At 42.0% G+C, this 17,432-nt stretch carries 18 protein-coding genes and 1 other annotated feature (1 of these 19 running past the window's edge); of the genes, 1 reads left to right on the forward strand and 17 read right to left on the reverse strand.

All coding sequences use genetic code 11. The features are described from left to right. Positions 1 to 31: 31 nt before the first annotated feature. Both mtnN and MHH26_RS10690 read right to left on the reverse strand, forming a co-directional pair. Entirely contained in the window at positions 32 to 727 is a 696-nt protein-coding gene (gene mtnN, locus MHH26_RS10685) for a 5'-methylthioadenosine/S-adenosylhomocysteine nucleosidase (protein WP_034661478.1), read from the reverse strand. Positions 728 to 742: 15 nt separating this feature from the next. Then, positions 743 to 1,384 carry a class I SAM-dependent DNA methyltransferase gene (locus MHH26_RS10690; protein ID WP_106031258.1) on the reverse strand — a complete coding sequence of 214 codons (642 nt, stop codon included), beginning with the start codon at positions 1,382 to 1,384 and terminating at the stop codon, positions 743 to 745. Between the two features lie 186 nt (positions 1,385 to 1,570). Between MHH26_RS10690 and MHH26_RS10695 the strand changes: the two genes are divergently transcribed. Further along, positions 1,571 to 1,774, forward strand: coding sequence for a YrzA family protein (locus MHH26_RS10695; RefSeq protein WP_034620637.1), 204 nt, complete (start codon positions 1,571 to 1,573; stop codon positions 1,772 to 1,774). Between the two features lie 38 nt (positions 1,775 to 1,812). Here the strand turns inward: MHH26_RS10695 and MHH26_RS10700 are convergent, their stop codons facing one another. From MHH26_RS10700 to alaS, 15 genes are all read right to left on the reverse strand, one after another. After that, positions 1,813 to 2,478 (reverse strand): YrrS family protein, encoded by a 666-nt coding sequence (locus tag MHH26_RS10700; RefSeq protein WP_034661482.1) that lies wholly within the window; start codon positions 2,476 to 2,478, stop codon positions 1,813 to 1,815. Between the two features lie 66 nt (positions 2,479 to 2,544). Further along, positions 2,545 to 4,287 (reverse strand): peptidoglycan D,D-transpeptidase FtsI family protein, encoded by a 1,743-nt coding sequence (locus MHH26_RS10705; protein WP_340973417.1) that lies wholly within the window; start codon positions 4,285 to 4,287, stop codon positions 2,545 to 2,547. Between the two features lie 50 nt (positions 4,288 to 4,337). Further along, positions 4,338 to 4,811 carry a transcription elongation factor GreA gene (gene greA, locus MHH26_RS10710; RefSeq protein ID WP_007501433.1) on the reverse strand — a complete coding sequence of 158 codons (474 nt, stop codon included), beginning with the start codon at positions 4,809 to 4,811 and terminating at the stop codon, positions 4,338 to 4,340. A 652-nt stretch (positions 4,812 to 5,463) separates the two neighbouring features. Continuing rightward, positions 5,464 to 6,096 carry a uridine kinase gene (gene udk / locus MHH26_RS10715; protein ID WP_024423106.1) on the reverse strand — a complete coding sequence of 211 codons (633 nt, stop codon included), beginning with the start codon at positions 6,094 to 6,096 and terminating at the stop codon, positions 5,464 to 5,466. Between the two features lie 7 nt (positions 6,097 to 6,103). After that, positions 6,104 to 7,372 (reverse strand): peptidase U32 family protein, encoded by a 1,269-nt coding sequence (locus MHH26_RS10720; RefSeq protein ID WP_334749872.1) that lies wholly within the window; start codon positions 7,370 to 7,372, stop codon positions 6,104 to 6,106. Between the two features lie 20 nt (positions 7,373 to 7,392). Then, positions 7,393 to 8,322 carry a peptidase U32 family protein gene (locus MHH26_RS10725; RefSeq protein ID WP_307499981.1) on the reverse strand — a complete coding sequence of 310 codons (930 nt, stop codon included), beginning with the start codon at positions 8,320 to 8,322 and terminating at the stop codon, positions 7,393 to 7,395. Beyond that, positions 8,319 to 8,984 (reverse strand): O-methyltransferase, encoded by a 666-nt coding sequence (locus MHH26_RS10730; protein ID WP_307499982.1) that lies wholly within the window; start codon positions 8,982 to 8,984, stop codon positions 8,319 to 8,321. The genes MHH26_RS10725 and MHH26_RS10730 overlap by 4 nt, the downstream gene beginning before the upstream one ends. Before the next feature lie 211 nt (positions 8,985 to 9,195). Then, positions 9,196 to 10,278, reverse strand: coding sequence for an endolytic transglycosylase MltG (mltG, locus tag MHH26_RS10735; RefSeq protein ID WP_340973420.1), 1,083 nt, complete (start codon positions 10,276 to 10,278; stop codon positions 9,196 to 9,198). Between the two features lie 73 nt (positions 10,279 to 10,351). Continuing rightward, a complete protein-coding gene (locus tag MHH26_RS10740) occupies positions 10,352 to 11,440 on the reverse strand; it encodes an acetyl-CoA C-acyltransferase (RefSeq protein WP_340973422.1) in 1,089 nt (362 codons plus the stop codon). Continuing rightward, a complete protein-coding gene (locus MHH26_RS10745; RefSeq protein WP_340973423.1) occupies positions 11,428 to 12,891 on the reverse strand; it encodes an acyl-CoA synthetase in 1,464 nt (487 codons plus the stop codon). The genes MHH26_RS10740 and MHH26_RS10745 overlap by 13 nt, the downstream gene beginning before the upstream one ends. Then, entirely contained in the window at positions 12,888 to 13,457 is a 570-nt protein-coding gene (locus MHH26_RS10750; protein ID WP_338712124.1) for a biotin transporter BioY, read from the reverse strand. Before MHH26_RS10750 ends, MHH26_RS10745 begins: the two co-directional genes overlap by 4 nt. 151 nt (positions 13,458 to 13,608) lie before the next feature. Beyond that, positions 13,609 to 13,893, reverse strand: a complete 285-nt coding sequence (locus MHH26_RS10755; RefSeq protein WP_034321391.1) for a DUF1292 domain-containing protein — start codon at positions 13,891 to 13,893, stop codon at positions 13,609 to 13,611. Positions 13,894 to 13,908: 15 nt separating this feature from the next. Then, entirely contained in the window at positions 13,909 to 14,325 is a 417-nt protein-coding gene (ruvX, locus tag MHH26_RS10760; protein WP_034661502.1) for a Holliday junction resolvase RuvX, read from the reverse strand. A 3-nt stretch (positions 14,326 to 14,328) separates the two neighbouring features. Continuing rightward, the gene (locus MHH26_RS10765; protein ID WP_024718370.1) at positions 14,329 to 14,595 is read right to left on the reverse strand and encodes an IreB family regulatory phosphoprotein; all 267 of its coding nucleotides are present in this window, start codon (positions 14,593 to 14,595) and stop codon (positions 14,329 to 14,331) included. 89 nt (positions 14,596 to 14,684) lie between these two features. Next, positions 14,685 to 17,321 (reverse strand): alanine--tRNA ligase, encoded by a 2,637-nt coding sequence (gene alaS, locus MHH26_RS10770; protein ID WP_340973426.1) that lies wholly within the window; start codon positions 17,319 to 17,321, stop codon positions 14,685 to 14,687. A gap of 80 nt (positions 17,322 to 17,401) precedes the next feature. After that, positions 17,402 to 17,432: a binding site (T-box leader), on the reverse strand (it continues 178 nt past the right edge of the window).

The raw sequence follows: 17,432 nt of genomic DNA on the forward strand, positions 1-17,432 counted from the left end.
TGTATGGAAAAGAAGGGGGAACCCCCTTCTTTTATTGAGTTTGCTTTATCATACGCAAGACAAGGTCAGTTGAGTGAATCGCTGCTTGCTCAAGAAATTGATCAAAGGAGACATTGGATTCTTTCCCTGCAATATCAGATAGCGCTCGAACGACAACAAATGGCGTTCCAAAGAGCTGGCAAACTTGTGCAACAGCTGCGGCTTCCATTTCCACCGCATATAGTTCTGGAAACTTCTCTCTCACAAACGCTACACGATCCGGATCATTCATAAACGAATCTCCTGTTGCAATTGTTCCTTTTGCCACTTGAATATGATCGATCTCTAAAGCCGATTCCTCTGCCAGCTTCACAAGCTTTTCGTCTGCAGCGAAAGCAGCTGGCAACCCTGGTACTTGTCCGTATTCGTAATCAAAGATTGTCACATCCACATCATGATGTCGAACATCAGTAGATATGACAATATCCCCTACATTTAATGTGTGATGGAAACCGCCAGCAGATCCTGTATTGATCACATAATCCGGCTGAAAGCGGTCAAGCAGAAGTGTTGTGCTGACCGCTGCATTTACTTTTCCAATCCCTGATTTTAATAAAATCACTTCTTTATCTTCATAAACACCTGTTGTGAATTCACACCCAGCGATGTTTTCTTGTGTAGCATTCTTTAGTTGATCTCTTAATATTGTCACTTCTTCTTCCATTGCACCTATGACTGCGATTTTCAAATCAAAAACATCCTTTCATTCCCTTTTCTTCGCTTCTACGATCCAAACAAAATCATTCATTTGATGAAAGGACGTGCTAAAACCTTCTTCTTCAAAGATTTGCTTTAGCACATCAATGGATGGATAATATTCCGTTTCTAAATCCTCAGCAAGCTGATCGAATCCTGCGGCTTTCGCTTTGTCGATTTCCGCTTGATGTGCTGCTTGATTTTGAAACATTGTATCAGCAAAGACTATTTTACCATCTGAGTGAAGGATGTTGCTATAGGTGTGAATGGCTTGTTTTTTTTCTTCGTCCGTTAAATGGTGGAAAGCATATGAACTGACAATCGTATCCGGCTCAAATGGCGGCGCTGGAAATGATAAAAAATCCCCATCATGAAACACATCGGGTACTCCCTTTTGAAGAGCCGCTTTCTTCATGGCGTCTGATGGTTCAACACCAAACACGTTCTTATCAGCTGCAAGCAGTGCCACTGTTAGATTACCCGTGCCGCTTCCAAACTCAAGGACATATTGACCTGAACGTTCTACAATCTCTTTTAAAATGGCCGGATACCGGCGAAACACTTCTTCATACTGCTCGTCATGACCACTTACCGTGTCGTCATAAGACTCAGCCCAATGATCAAATAAAGAAAGAAACTCACGTCCCATTTTCTTTCCCTCCACTTTATCTATTTATTCCTATGCGTATAGTATGCTTTAATTCGTCGAACAGTTCTTATCCTACCACATCTTCTGTTTCTTTCCTACTAAAAAATACTGGGAGGGGTAGAAAAATATTTGCCCTTTTAGAGGAGAGAGATTAAGATGAATGGAGAGTATGGAGGAGTGAATCAAATGGATTTTCAGTTGGATTTTCTAAAGGATAAAATTGAATTCTTTGAAGCATCGTCTTTAAAAGAACTTGAACAAAAGATCCAAAAACAAATTGAACATAATCAGGCAATCTTGCTGACTGTTCATTCTGTCAGTCATCAAACGACTGTAATTGATGACCGGATTTTGTATACAGCGGTTGTTCATTTTAAGGCGAATATCTAAATAAAAAAGATAGCATGGCTGCTATCTTTTTTTCATGTTTATTTTAATTTTTCAACCTTTACAGGTTTCCAGCCTTTTTCATCTACCCATGTGATTTCCACGCGGTAGCGTTCACCTGATGATTTGTCACGGATGGTTCCCTTTGCATCTTGAGGGCCTCCGTTATTTCCTAACCAAAGAACCGTCATTTGATCTTCTGAAATTCCCGTCGCGTAGGACATGGCTTTAATCATTTCTTTCCAGTCTTTTGAGTTAGAATCATAGGTTGCTGTATGTGAACCGGATTGCTCTGTTCCTACAGGCTCCCAGTCATCGCTTTCATATGTTTTGTCTACGTCACTCGTTTTGCCGCCGTCTGTTTCTTTGGCGTCTTTTAACGCATCTTTATTAGGCTCTTCTTCATCATCTGTCTTCTTCGTATCGTCGTCTTGATCAGATGAGTCCTCTTTTTTTGCATCTGAATCATCGGATGTGTCTTTCTTTTGATCTTTCACATCTTCTTCTGAGTTTTGTTTATTTTCACTTGTTGCAGGCGCCGTTTTTGATGGTTCTTTCGCTACATCTGTATCTTTCGGTTTATTAAAAATTAACAAACTCGATGCGACAACCAAAATAAGCACCACAACGATACCAATTAATATGTTAAGCACCATATTCGCCTTTCTGCGCTTATCACGATGTTCAAATCGAGAATTTCTACTCAAAATCTCTGCACTCCTTTGCCTCGTTCCCTAAGTCGTTACTATTCTAACATGACATGAAGGGATGTTCTATGTCTGTTTCTTTTCAATTTCATTGACCTTTTTTACAATATCATAAAACGCATCATTTGTCTTAGCCCGGCCACTTGCCTCATCAAGGTGAACAACGACAAGAGCATATTTTGGTTTTCCCACCGGAAAGTACCCAGCAAACCACTTATGATAAAGCGGATTCCCCTTTTTATCTTTACTGCCGGTTTGGGCAGTGCCTGATTTCCCCGCTACATCAAATGGAAGATCTTGAAACCTTCTTCCTGTTCCTTTGTCAGACGTCACCACCTGCCTTAAGTACTTTTGCAGCTTTTGAGCTGTATAGCGGTCAATACTGTCTCCTTCCGGTCGTTTGTTTTGAAAGGTTAGCATCGTTGTTCCGTTTTGATACAGCACTTTTTCAGCGATTTTCACTTCTTTTCGTTCTCCGCCTCTCGCAATCGATGCCATCATATTGGCGATTTGCAAAGGAGTCGTTTTGACATTTTTTTGTCCTATTGCGGTTTGGGCAATGGCTTTTTTGACATGCTTGTCTCTTTTATCTCCCCACACACTGCCGGTTTCTTCACGATCAAACTGTTTGAAATGCTGCTTATGATAGACATCCCCTTCCCAGCCAGCTCGATCAATGAGTCCAAGCTTTGCAGCCGTCTTTTCGATGATTTGATCATCTGTTTGGATAAGATTGCCAGCAAGTGTCGCAAAGGTATAATTACAGCTCTGCGAAAAGCTCTCAGTCAGATTCAGCACTTCCTGCGTTCCTTCTGGCTCTCCATATAAATTCTTTCGACAGTCATACATCGTTTGTGGCTGGTCGAGGTTTTTTTCGATTGCTGCGGCAAGTACAGCGGTTTTAAAGACAGAGCCTGGTGCCATGGCAGTCAGCATATAATTTCTTGCCTCATGCCGGTTTTTGCTTGTGACATTTGGCGTACTCGCCATCGCCAGCACGCTGCTGCTTTCAATGTCGAGCAGAACGGCCCCGCCTTTTTCGACGCCTTGTTCTTTCAGAACTTTCTCCATTTCAGCTTGCATGTTTTCATCAATTGTTGTTTGAACCTGAAGAGGATAAAATGAATGAGCCTCTGCTGTATATTTGACGTCCATTCCAAACAAAGGGTTTCCCCTTCCGTCCACATGATATAACAATTTTGTGTCTTGCTCGGGTAATAGAAATTCGTCAAAGGTACTTTCTAGCCCAAAAGTACCGATTTCTGTACGGATGGAAAGCTCTTTTTTGTCAGGATAACGCTTTCTGAGCAATTCTGGATTTTCACTCGTGAAGCCTAATGTGTGGAGGGCAAGTCTTTTTTTGTCCTTCTCTTTCATATATACGCCGTAAACACCTGAATATTTCATATCATTGATGTCTTTCAACTTTTTTTTCGTGATGTCATCTTTGAGAATCAGAGGTTTTTTGGTTTCTGTCAGCTGTTTTTTGAGTTCATCTTCTTCCATCTCAAGAATAGAAGCGGTTTGTTTTAAATGAGGAAGATCATATTGCAGAAAAGGAAATAAGATAACCGCGGGCTGTTCTTTTGTGAGAAGCGCTTCGCCGTTTCGATCTAAAAATTCACCGCGACCATCTGAAATGACCACTTCTTCTGTACGCTGTTTGACACTTTCTTGTATTAAATTGATATCAAGCTTTGAAAAAGATTCTGTGAAAAACAGTTGAATTTCTGCCAGTCTCATGAGAAGACCGAGCAGCAGCATAAAAATGATAGCACCTGTCCATTGAATTCTACGTTTTTTGCGCATAAAAACACCTCGTCCCTATTGTGGACGAGGTGTTTATCGTATAAACGTGATTATGAAATTTTTACAATTTGGACGAACATTTCTCCGCCAGGTGTTTGAACGGTTACTTTGTCGTCTACTTGTTTGCCTAACAGACTTTTTGCGATTGGTGAATCGTTTGAAATCTTTCCTTCGAACGGATCAGCTTCTGCACTTCCAACGATTGTGTAAGACTCTTCTTCTCCGTCTGGTAATTCAACGAAAGTGACTGTTTTACCAAGTGAGACAATATTTGAGTTTCCTTCATCTTCGATAATTTTGGCATTGCGAATCATATTATCAAGCGTTGTGATACGGCCTTCTACAAACGCTTGCTCTTCTTTAGCAGAATCATATTCCGAGTTCTCAGAGAGGTCTCCAAAGCTTCTAGCAATTTTAATACGCTCTACAACCTCTTTACGTTTAACCGTTTTCAAATATTCAAGCTCTTCTTCTAATTTACGTTTTCCTTCTTCTGTCATTGGAAATACTTTCTCTTGTGCCATGAATCATTCACTCCTTCTATTAATCCTCATCATACAAACTTTCTGCACGTGAGTGACGACTGAAATATACAAGAATGAGGACTTCTTCAGGCCCTCATTCCTTCTGTCCCATATTTGTAAAAGTCCATCTTACATGGCGTCCCTTTTAGATGCAACTATTATGCCTTTTTTCAGACAGAACCACTCTCTGTGGTCTAAAGATGATCTATCTTCATCGCACAAACTGTGGAAAGGCACAGGAAGCTCCTGTACCTCGTTCGCCATTTCGATCATATGTAGAAGAATAGCTTATCCATTCTCCATCTTCCAATACATAATATGGTCAGTGTACGATATGTCTATGCTATATTATTACAAAATTGCTTTTTGATCAAGAATTGTTTGAAAATTTGTGATGATTTGTTTGTCGTTTTTTTAATATACTATTACAAAATCGAAACAACTTCAATATTCAGCTTGAAAACGGCATTTTTCTACATCTATTTCACATCATTGTTTTCCTATCATACCAAATCTTTCATTCAAGGTGTTCCTTCTAAAAATATTTAAGCAGCTTCTACTTATAGAAACAAGTGATATATTGGTATTTATTCTCTTTATCATGATGTTGAAAAGACCTTTACAATGTAAAGGTCTTTTTCTTCTCCACCATTTACTCTGCTCGGTTTTGAAGAATCGTTTGAATTTTTGTTACCATTAGGTCAATCGCCACATGGTTTTGGCCGCCTTCTGGGATGATGATATCGGCGTATCGCTTTGTCGGTTCAATGAATTGATTATGCATTGGTCTGACAACAGATACATACTGTTCAATCACAGAATCGATTGAACGGCCTCTTTCTTTTGTATCGCGTAAAATGCGGCGAATGATGCGAAGGTCTGCATCTGTATCGACATACAGTTTAATATCCATTAAGTCTCTTAGACGTTCATCTTCTAGTGCAAAGATGCCTTCAACGATGATGACATCCTTTGGTTCAACATGGACAGTCTCTTCTGAACGTGTGTTTAGCTTGAAATCATATATTGGTTTTTCAATGGATTCGTACCTTAGGAGCTGTTCCAAATGCTCAAACATCAGGTCATTGTCGAATGCAAGCGGATGATCATAATTCGTAAGCAAGCGCTCTTCAAATGGCATATGACTTTGATTTTTGTAATATAAATCTTGCTGAAGCATGAGGATGGAATGTCCTTTAAATTTTTCATAGATCGAATTGGTGACGCTCGTTTTACCTGAACCCGAGCCGCCAGCAATTCCAATGACAACTGGTTTACTCCTCATGTGCCTGTTATTTCCCCTTTCTCATCATGTTGCTAGGGTATACTTTTTGATCGAGCTTGAATTTTACGATTTGCAGCGGATGACGAGCGGCATCTAGTTCATTTCCTTTTTCATCCCAAATCGTCTCAATTTTGCATGTGAAATTCTCAATTTCTGGTCCGAAAAATTCGACTTCATCGCCAGCTTTAAAGAAGTTGCGCTGCTGCAATGTGACGATTTGTTCTTTTTCATCATAATGAAGAACGAGACCTGCGAAATCAAATGTCGTTTTCTTTCCATGAATGCCAAACATTTGTTCATCCGTTCCTGGTACACCTTCGAAAAAGGCTGGCGCTGTGTCACGGTTTGCGCATTTATCTAGTTCATCTAACCATTCCTGCTGAATGACAAAATTGTCCGGGTCAGCACAATAGGCGTCAATGACTTTGCGATATACACTCACGACAGTTGCCACATAATGAATTGATTTCATTCGCCCTTCGATTTTCAAGCTGTCAATTCCCATTTCGATCATTTGAGGAATGGATTCGACAAGCTTTAAGTCTTTTGGACTCATCGCAAATGGTGCGTCTTCCTCTCCAAACAATGGCGCTTCCTCAGAACCTTCTAGTTTATAAAGATCATAATCCCAGCGGCAGGACTGGCAGCAGCCTCCGCGGTTAGAATCTCTTGCCGTCATGTGGTTACTGAGCACGCAGCGGCCAGAGTAAGCAATACACATTGCACCGTGAATGAACGTTTCAATTTCAATATCGACCTTTTCTTTCATTTCTCTAATTTCCTGCGCACTTGTCTCGCGAGCAAGCACCACACGCTCAAGACCTTCTTCCTTCCAAAACTGAACAGCTTTCCAATTCGAAAGAGATTGCTGTGTGCTTAAATGGACTTCAAGCTTCGGTGCGACACGTTTACACGTTTCAATGATCAGCGGGTCAGCCACAATAATGCCCGCTACTCCAGCGCCTTCAATCCCTTGAAGGTATTCCTCAAGTCCGTCCATGTTTTCGTTGTGGGCAAAGATATTCGTTGTCACATAAATTCGTGCACCGTATTTGTTTGCAAATGCGACGCCTTCAGCCATTTCTTCAATTGAAAAGTTATCGGCATTTGAGCGAAGTCCAAATTCTTTTCCGCCAATAAAGACAGCATCTGCTCCGTAATGTACTGCAATTTTCAGCTTTTCCAAGTTTCCTGCTGGTGCAAGCAGTTCTGGTTTTTTTGTAATGACACGTTTTCCATCAATCATTTCAGAAATACCATCTTTCAATAGTGCCATTTCCTCTGCCTCCTCTTATATTAATAAACCGTTTCTTTAAAGAAGAACCCTGTATCGATTGAACGGTTGAAAGGCTGAATCTCTTCAATCCGCTTCACCCAGTCCTCTTTCTGATCTTCATAGGCGTCTTTGTCAGCCACTAATAAATCAATTGCTTTTCTATATAGTGACGTCACCTCTGTCATATAAGAAAGTGACTTTAAAATTCCGTCAATTTTAAATGAGTCAATGCCTGCGTCAACAAATTCTTCTAATTCGTCAATCATACACACATCATTAGGACTCATAATATGTGTGCCGTTTGCATCCTCGAAAATAGGGTATTTGTTTTGACGTTCCTGGTCATGAAGGAATAGTCCTTCCTCCATATTTCTGCCTTCAACGTCCATTTGTTTGCCTTGGTATTCAAAGTAGTTGCCAATGAGCGTACGTTTCGATTGAAACATACATGTCATGCCATGGACTTGAATTTCGATTTCCACCTCAGCATTTTCTTTGATGTCGATTACACTGTCCATGTTCAGTTCTTTGGCAAGAACAGCACGCGTTGCGCCTTTTCTGCCCCAGTAGTTACAAGTGTAATAGTTTGTCCCAGTCGTTTCTGTACTCCAGTGAAGATTCAGGCTTACTCCTGTTTCCTTCGCCGCCATAATCACGGCCGGGTCTCCAAAGACGACGCCATCTATGTTTAATGCATCGAGAAAGGTTAAATAATCTCCAAGCAGCTGCACACGGTCATTATGAAAAATCGCGTTCATCGCCACATACACTTTTTTGTGATGCGCATGTGCAAGCTCAACCGTCTGTTTCACATCTTCTCTTGAAAACTCGCCTGCAAGACGAATACCGTATGTTTGTTCGCCTATGAAGAATGCATCAGCTCCCGCCTCGATTAATGGCAGTACGTCTGACACCTTGCTTGGCGTCACAAGCAATTCTGGTTTTTTCATGATTGGTCACCTCTTTTTGTACTAATGGCGATCCCGTCTCCAACTGGAATAATACACGTTTGGAAATCAGGGTTTGACATGAGCCATTGATTGTATCGATCAATTTTTCCAATTAATTGTTTTTTTCGTTTATCTTCAATTTCATCTTCATAATTCGTTGCCACTAAGCCTTTGAATAATACGTTGTCTGTAATAATCATTCCGTCATGAGCAAGCATCGGTTCAAACAGCTCAAAAAAACGTTTGTACTGCCCTTTTGCGGCATCAATAAAGATCACGTCATAGGGCGCCATCGTTTGGACCGTTTTAGCCGATTCCATGGCATCACCAAAGAACACGTGTATTCTTTCTTTTAACTTTAATTCCTCAATGTTCCGTGTCGCCTCTTCATAGCGTTTTGCATTTCGCTCAATCGTATAAATCTCAGCATCTGGCAGAGCTGTCGCCATTCGAATGGCGGAGTAGCCAATCGCTGTCCCAACCTCAAGAATTTTCTTCGGCTTTTTCATCGACAGCAGCTGCAGTAAAAGTTCGATGCTCACCTTTTCCATAATTGGCACATGGTGCTCTTTTGCGTATACCTCTAATTGAGCGATTGCATCAGGACTTGGGTGAATTAAATGTTCAATATAATCATTGATTTGATCATCTTCGATAGTCATTATTTGTCTAGCTCCTTCATGACCTGAAAAAGAAGAGTCCTGCCTATTGCAGCTCTCTTTCTCGTCAATCTTTCGTTCATCTAAGTAAAAACAACCCGATATATTTTACCACAAAGAAGTGGTAATTGCGAACCTATAAAATGGATATTCCAACGAAAAAAACTGCAGGCAATCTTGTATTGTCTACAGTCTTTTTCGATTCACATGTACATTAATTACTGCCTGTGATGTATTTTGCTTTCGCTTTGTTGTGCTCATTTAACGTTTTCGTAAAGACGACTTCTCCATTTTTCTTCGCAAGGAAGTACACATAATCCGTTTTCTTTGGATGCAGTGCGGCTTTCCAGGAAGATTCACCAGCATTTGCAATAGGTCCAGGCGGCAGCCCCTTGTTATTATACGTATTATAAGGAGATTTCACCTTAAGGTCTTTGTAATAAACGCGGGATTTATGCTCACCCAGTGCATAAAGAACGGTTGGGTCGGTTTGAAGCGGCATGTCCTTTTTCAACCGGTTATAAAATACACTAGAGATTTTCGCTCGATCCATCTTTTCCGTCGCTTCCATTTCAATCAGTGATGCCATCGTTAACACATCATGTATGGACATGTTTGTCTTTTTCATGTCTTTTTCATACGTTTTCACGTATTGATCTGTTTGTTTAATCATTGTTTCAATGATCGTTTCGAGTGATTCATCCTCGCGATAAAATGGATACGTCGCAGGGAATAAATAACCTTCTAACGGATGTTTCACCTGTTTGCCTTTTACCTGTGATGTCACCGTTTTCGGATATTTTTTCATTAACGTTTGAATAAACGCAGGATCATCAAGCTTTGCTTCCACTTCCTTGGCTGAAAAATGCGTCTGGTTTGCAATAACCGCCGCAATATCAGACAGCTGTTTTCCTTCTGGAATCACAAGCTGAAAGGCGTAGTCTGTCCCTCCAGATGTCAGCTTTTGAATCAGCTTGTCTGCGTCCATCGTTTGTTTTAAATGAAAATATCCTGCTTTAAATCCGGACGCATTTTTGTATTTTGCATAATAAGTGAAAATCGTGTCATTCGAAATGAGCCCATTTTCTTTTAAAATGCCCGCAATCTCACGGACAGATGTCCCATTTGGAATATGAATATTAATCGTTTGTTTGCTTTTTTGATCGACCGGTCCAAGTGCTGATTTAACATATAAAAAGCCTGATAATGCTGCAATGATGATGACAGCAAGAACAGATAACAGGACGATCCCCATTTTTCTTTTAAAAAATGGTCGTTTCTTTTGTTCTGAAAACATGCATGGCCCTCCTCACATCTAGCTTTTATAGTACATGATTCGACGGAGTTCGGCAATTACTTGCTCATGCATTTCATGACAGAACTTGACATAATACGGCTAAACCAACGCCGCCACCGCTTCCAATAGCAGCCATGACATAGCTTCCATTTGGTAAAGCGCGTGCTTCGTAAAATAGTCTCACCATCATAGCAGCTCCCGATGCGCTGTATGGATGACCAAGACATAGTGCACCGCCTCTTTTATTGATCCGGTCATAAGGAATACCAAGCGTACGAGCAATTAGCGCTATTTTCAGAGCAAAGGCTTCATTGATTTCAAACAGTGCGACATCCTCTGCCTTGATTTTCTCTTGATTTAGAAGTTTCTTGATCGCATCAATCGGTGCAGCAGCTGGAAAATGTGGATGCATCGCCGTCACAGCACTTCCGGCATATCGCAGCATCGGCTGAAAATCATTCGCCTCCGCTAACGCTCTTTCCATCACAACGACCGCTGCTGCCCCGTCTGCTTCTTTGCAGCTATTGGCGGCAGTCACAGTTCCTTTTCCCGGTGAAAATACAGGCTTTGCCCGCTGTATCAGCTTCTCCATCGGTCTTATTTTAGCGGCCGCTTCATCAATGCTCAGTCCGCTAATCGAAACAATTTCCTCTGAATATGTACCACGTTTGATTGCGTCTATACTTCTTTCCCAGCTTAATTGCGCATAATCATCTTGTTCTTTTCTTGTCACAGAAAATGTCGAGGCGGTCAGCTCTGCTGCTTCGCCCATAGCCGGATCTCCTATCCATTCAGGTGAAAAGCGGGCTCTTTCTTTCATTGGTGATCTGGAAATACTCTCAGTCCCGCCAGCGATATACATTGAGCCTTCCCCTGATTGAACCATGACGCAAGCTGTTCGGATTGCTTCAAGACCAGAGGCACACTGCCTATCAATCGTCATACCAGGAACGTGCAAAGAAAGCCCTGCTTCTAATGAGGACAGACGGGCCATATTTCCGCCGCCTCCTACAACATTGCCTAATATGACGTCGTCCGGCGTCATCCCTTGAGACAAATGCTGAATAAGGGGCGCGGCTAATTGCTCTGGACGATAATCCTTCAGCATCCCGTTTTTATCACCGAAGGGTGTCCGTTTTGCTTGTACGATTACTGCTTGCATGACAACTGCTCCTCCGCCCACTTTTTCATGCTGGCACGTGCTATTTTCCCCCCAGATGTTTCAATCATTTGATCAATGACAAGCCATTTTTTAGGCATCTTGTAGGCAGCCAATTTTCCTTTGACAGCTTGCCGAACCGTCTTTGTCTGCTGTCCTTCTTCAATAATGGCAACAGGAATTTCACCCCAATATGGGTCAGGAACGCCAACCACAATCGACCGCTTCACCTCGGGCTGTTCATTTAGCACGCGTTCAATTTCCTCCGGAAAAATATTCAGCCCCCCATAGACGATCATGCCATTCTCACGGCCGCTCATATACAAATAGCCGTCTTCATCCATCCAGCCCATATCATAAACTGTCAGCCACTCCTCCGGCGGTTTCACCTTATGTAAGTAGCCTGAAAAAGACATTGGGCTCTTCACATAAATTCTTCCTGTCTCATTTGGCTGGCAGACAGATTGATCGGTCCGCCTCACTTCGACTTGAATGGAAGAAAAGGGTCGTCCGACAGAAGAAGGTTTTTGCAGAAAGTCATTTGATGATAAGTAGGAAACAAAGCTTAACTCTGATGTGCCGTAAAAATCAAAAAAAGTGACATGCGGATAGTTGGTGACAAGTTGTTTTTTTGATGAGATGCCCCACTCTGCTCCGGATGATATGACAAGAAGCGGGTTGTCACCCTTAAAAGCATCGATTTCCAGCAACGATTCTGTCATTGTCGGGACAGTATACATCACAGTGATGTCTCCTGTCTCTAAAGCTTTCTTCGCTTTCACTGGCGTAAATTTTTCTAAAAGTGTCACTGTGCCGCCAAAGTATAGGGTACTGATGGCACCATATAAAAAGTGGGAGGATAAGAGTGTGCCTGCTATAAGAACATGATCTTGATGAGTGATTCCAAATGTATCGGCTGTCGTTCGAAAGCTTTCGATCCATGACTGCTGACGCCTGATAAAGGCTTTAGGTGAACCCGTTGATCCTGACGTAAATCCCATATAAAAGACAGGGTCGTTCTCGCTGTCGCTTTTGTTATATGGACCTTGTGTGATCAGGCTCATTCTTTCCTTCCATTCAGATAAAGAAAAAACCGGCATGTCTACGCTGTGTTTTTCAAATCTTTTCATATATCGATCCTCTATAATGACGAGAGCTGCCTCACTTACCAAGAGCTTTTCTACACATTCCTCATGGCCCCATCTCGGATCAAGCGGGATAGCTGTCCACCCTGCACAAGCAGCGCCAGCAAATATTTGCAAGAAAGAAGCATCATTTGATAATAAAAAAGCGACTCTTTTTTGCTCATAAGCCGTTCGTTGCAGCCATTGTGCCGATGTCTGGACACGTTCATACCAATCTTGATAAGTGATCCTTTCTTTTCCATCAATGATGGCGATATGATCTGGGTTCATTTCTGCATGTAATGCATAGCTATCCGTTATTCTGTTCAAACCGCACGCCTCCCTTTATGCACATCCCTTTTTCGATATGACATGGCCTCAATGATTTTCACCGTGAGAACGGCACACATGCCCGCTTTGATGAGATCACCTGGAATATAAATCAGACTAAGAAGAGCTGCCTGAGTGACCTTTATATCCATCATCATGGCTTGAAAAGGAATACCGCATAGATATAAAATCCCGATACTGCATACCGCATAGATCATAAAAAGACGCAGAGCGGTTACTTTTTTCAGACGGTTCAGCCACAAACTGATCATAAGGGCAGCCACTGGATAAGCTAATAAAAAACCTCCGCTTGGTCCAAAAAAGACCCCTATTCCGCCTCTCCCACCAGACAAAAGAGGTGCGCCTGCTGCCACAACCAAGAGGAACAGAAGTAAACTGATCAGTGCCTGTTTTGGCTTTAACAGCCCCCCAGCAAGCAAAAGACCTGCCGTTTGCAATGTGATTGGTACAGGTGTAAACGTAAGTAAAATCGGCGGGATCAACCCTAACATTCCGATAACCGCTGTCATTAACGCCATTTGCATCATATCTTGAATTTTCAACATTCATGCCCCTCACTCAATTCGTTATAAAAATTAGAGTAAAAGGTACAGTTCATTATGTCAACATAAAATAAAATAAAGTTAACATATTGATCGTAAAAAAAGACCTGTGAAGAAAGATCACCAAGATCCGTTCACAAGCCTTTTATTCGTTCTATTCTTCGTCTTCTTCTTGATCTAAGAACGTATTTAACGTTTCTTCAATCATGTCCCACTCTTCATCCGTTTCAATAGGCTCTAGCTCGCCATCTTCACCGTCTTCGTTCGGCGTGAAGCTTGATGCATGAATTTCAATTTCTTCATTGTCTTGCTCAGAAATTGGGTAGTAAAGAACATATGATTTGTTAAAATGGTCGCTTTCAAAAGTAAATAGTACTTCGCAAAGCTGTTCATTTCCATTATCATCAACGATTGTAATTTGCTTTTCTCCGTGTTCCATTTGATTCACCTCATTTTAATTTAAGCTGTCTAAATACCCTTGCAGGATCATAACAGCCGCCATTTTATCAATGACTTTTTTACGCTTTTGTCTGCTCACATCTGCAGAGATGAGCATTTTTTCCGCTGCCATTGTCGACAGACGCTCGTCCCAAAGCACAACAGGAACATTGTACGTGTTTTCTAACACTTTCGCAAATAATTGGCTGGCTTCGCCTCTAGGACCGACCGTACCGTTCATATTTTTTGGAAAGCCAAGTACGATTTTATCCGTTCCGTATTGCGCGACGATCTCAGACAGGCGGCTGAGACCGAAGTCTCCGCCTGCTTCATCAATTTTAATTGTTTCTATCCCTTGCGCTGTCCATCCCATTTCATCACTGATCGCAACACCAAGGGTTTTCGTGCCTAAATCCAAGCCTAAAATTCTCATGTTTTACGCCTCTTTATGTGTCTCTAAGTACGATTTAACCAATTCCTCAATTAATTCGTCTCGTTCTAGTTTACGAATTAGGTTGCGTGCATCCTGATGTCTTGGAATATAAGCAGGGTCGCCTGACAGCAAGTATCCGACAATTTGATTGATCGGGTTGTATCCTTTTTCTTGGAGTGCGTCATATACTGTAATGAGCACTTCATTCACATTGGTTTCAGCTGAATCATCAGAGAAGTTAAACTTCATTGTCTTATCAAATGAACTCACTGCTTCTTGCACCTCTCTTCCAACATTCTACTAGCAAGCTTTTTTCTAACCGCTCATCTAATACCATTATTCTACACTACATCGCCTGATTATAAAACGGATTTGACAGATTCTTCGACAGTTGCCAGTGCTTCTTCTAGCTTTTCCGGTTGTTTACCGCCTGCTTGTGCCATGTCTGGACGTCCGCCTCCGCCTCCGCCGCAGATTTCAGCTGCCTGCTTCACAAGTTTCCCTGCATGCAGACCTTTTTCGATGACGTCTTTTGTTACTCCTGCTGAAATGTTTACTTTTCCGTTTTGAACGGCTCCGAGCACAATGACAGCTGATCCTAATTTGGCTTTTAAGTCATCAACCATTGTTCTTAAATGGTTCATGTCTTTCGCGTTTACTTTTTCAGTTAACACTTTCACTCCGCCGATTTCTGTCACTTTCTCTAAAATAGAGCCTGCTTCAGCCTGGCTTAATTTTGCAAGAAGAGATTCGTTTTCTCTTTGAGCCTCTTTTAAATCTGCCTGCAATGCGGCGATACGTTTTGGTACGTCTTTCGTATTTGACTTCAGCTCACTCGCTGCCTGTTCTAAAATGGCCAGCTGGTCATTTAATTCTTCGTATGCACCTTTACCAGTCACAGCCTCAATCCGGCGTGTTCCAGCACCAATACCCGATTCAGACGCAATTTTAAACAACCCTATTTCCGCCGTGTTTTGCACGTGACAGCCGCCGCATAGCTCGATGCTGTAATCGCCTACCTGGACCACGCGGACAATATCGCCATACTTCTCGCCAAAGAGCGCCATTGCACCCATTTCTTTTGCTTCAGCAATCGGCTTCAGGTCAATCGCAACAGAGATGCCTTCCCAGATTTTTTCGTTCACGATTTTTTCAATCTGAGACAATTCTTCTTTTGTCACTTGTCCAAAGTGAGAGAAGTCAAAGCGAAGTCTGTTTTCATTCACCAATGATCCCGCTTGGTTCACGTGGCTGCCCAATACATCTTTTAGCGCCTGATGCAAAAGATGTGTCGCTGTATGGTTTTTCACAATGCCTTTTCGAAGAGCTGATTCCACTTCTGCAGTGACTTCAAGTCCTTTTTTGGCTGTACCGCTTACAACCACTCCCTCATGGACATGCTGACCGTTTGGCGCCTTTTTCACATCTTTAATGTCGATGATGACTTCAGCGCTTTTTAATGTCCCTTTATCAGCCACTTGTCCGCCGCTTTCCGCATAGAAAGGTGTTTCATCTAACAAGATTTGTACCGTATCGCCTTCATGTGCTTCTGTGACAATTTCACCATTTTGAAGCAATTCGACAATATGGGCATCTGCCGTTAGATTTTCGTAGCCAACGAATGTGCTTTCTACTTTAATATCTCCTAGAGCGCCGCCTTGAACCTGCATACTGCCGACATCTTGTCTCGCATTTCTTGCTCGTTCACGCTGCTTCTCCATCTCAGCCTGGAAGCCTTCTCGATCCACTGTCATGTTCTCATCTTCTGCGTATTCTTCTGTCAGCTCGACAGGGAATCCATACGTGTCATACAGTTTAAAGACATCTTCACCTGAAATCTGCGTGTTGCCTTTGTCTCTTTCTTTTTTGATGACTTCTGACAAAATAGCTAACCCTTCGTTCAGTGTTTCATGGAAACGTTCTTCTTCATTTTTGATGACTTTCGCAATAAATTCTTCTTTTGCTTGTACATCTGGGTAGAAATCCTTCATGATTTCCGCAACCACTGGGACTAGGTCATACATAAACGGGCGGTGAATGTGAATGGTTTTTGCATAACGCACTGCACGGCGAAGTAAACGTCTTAACACATACCCTCGGCCTTCATTGGAAGGAAGCGCTCCATCACTTACAGCAAAGGCAACCGTCCGGATATGGTCAGCAATTACTTTAAATGCTGTATCCTTTTCCTTTGTCTCGCCATAGCTTTCTCCAGAGATGGTTTCAACAGCACGAATAATTGGCATGAATAGATCTGTATCAAAGTTCGTTGGCACGTTTTGAATGACAGATACCATTCGTTCAAGACCCATCCCTGTATCAATGTTTTTCTTCGGCAGCGGCGTGTATGACCCATCTGGATTATGGTTAAATTCAGAGAACACTAGGTTCCACACTTCTAGATAACGCTCATTTTCTCCGCCAGGATATAATTCTGGATCGTTCATGTCGTCACCGTATGATTCGCCGCGGTCATAGAAAATTTCCGTATTCGGTCCACTTGGGCCCTCGCCAATATCCCAGAAGTTTCCTTCAAGACGAATAATACGTTCTTCAGGAACACCGATTTTATCTCTCCATAGAACATACGCCTCATCGTCCTCTGGATGGACAGTTACAGATAACAAATTCGGATCAAAGCCAATCCACTCGTCACTTGTGAGGAATTCCCACGCCCATTCAATCGCTTCTTCTTTAAAATAATCACCAATAGAGAAGTTGCCGAGCATTTCAAAGAACGTATGATGGCGTGCTGTCTTTCCTACATTTTCAATATCATTTGTACGAATCGATTTTTGCGCGTTGCAAATACGCGGATTGTCAGGTACGACGCGGCCATCAAAGTATTTCTTTAATGTTGCCACGCCGCTGTTGATCCACAAAAGTGTCGGATCATCATGCGGTACGAGTGACGCACTCGGTTCTACAGCATGTCCTTTTTCTTTAAAAAAGTCTAAAAACATTTGGCGTACTTGAGCTGAAGTTAAAGTTTTCATTCAAAAATCCTCCCTTATCATTCATCAATCTCCACACAAACGAAAAAACATCCCGCCCTATGCAAGCACAAAACGACTTACACAGGGACGAGATGCTCTCGCGGTACCACC

The organism is Bacillus sp. FSL K6-2839 (genome assembly GCF_038003365.1).
Classification (GTDB): domain Bacteria; phylum Bacillota; class Bacilli; order Bacillales; family Bacillaceae; genus Bacillus.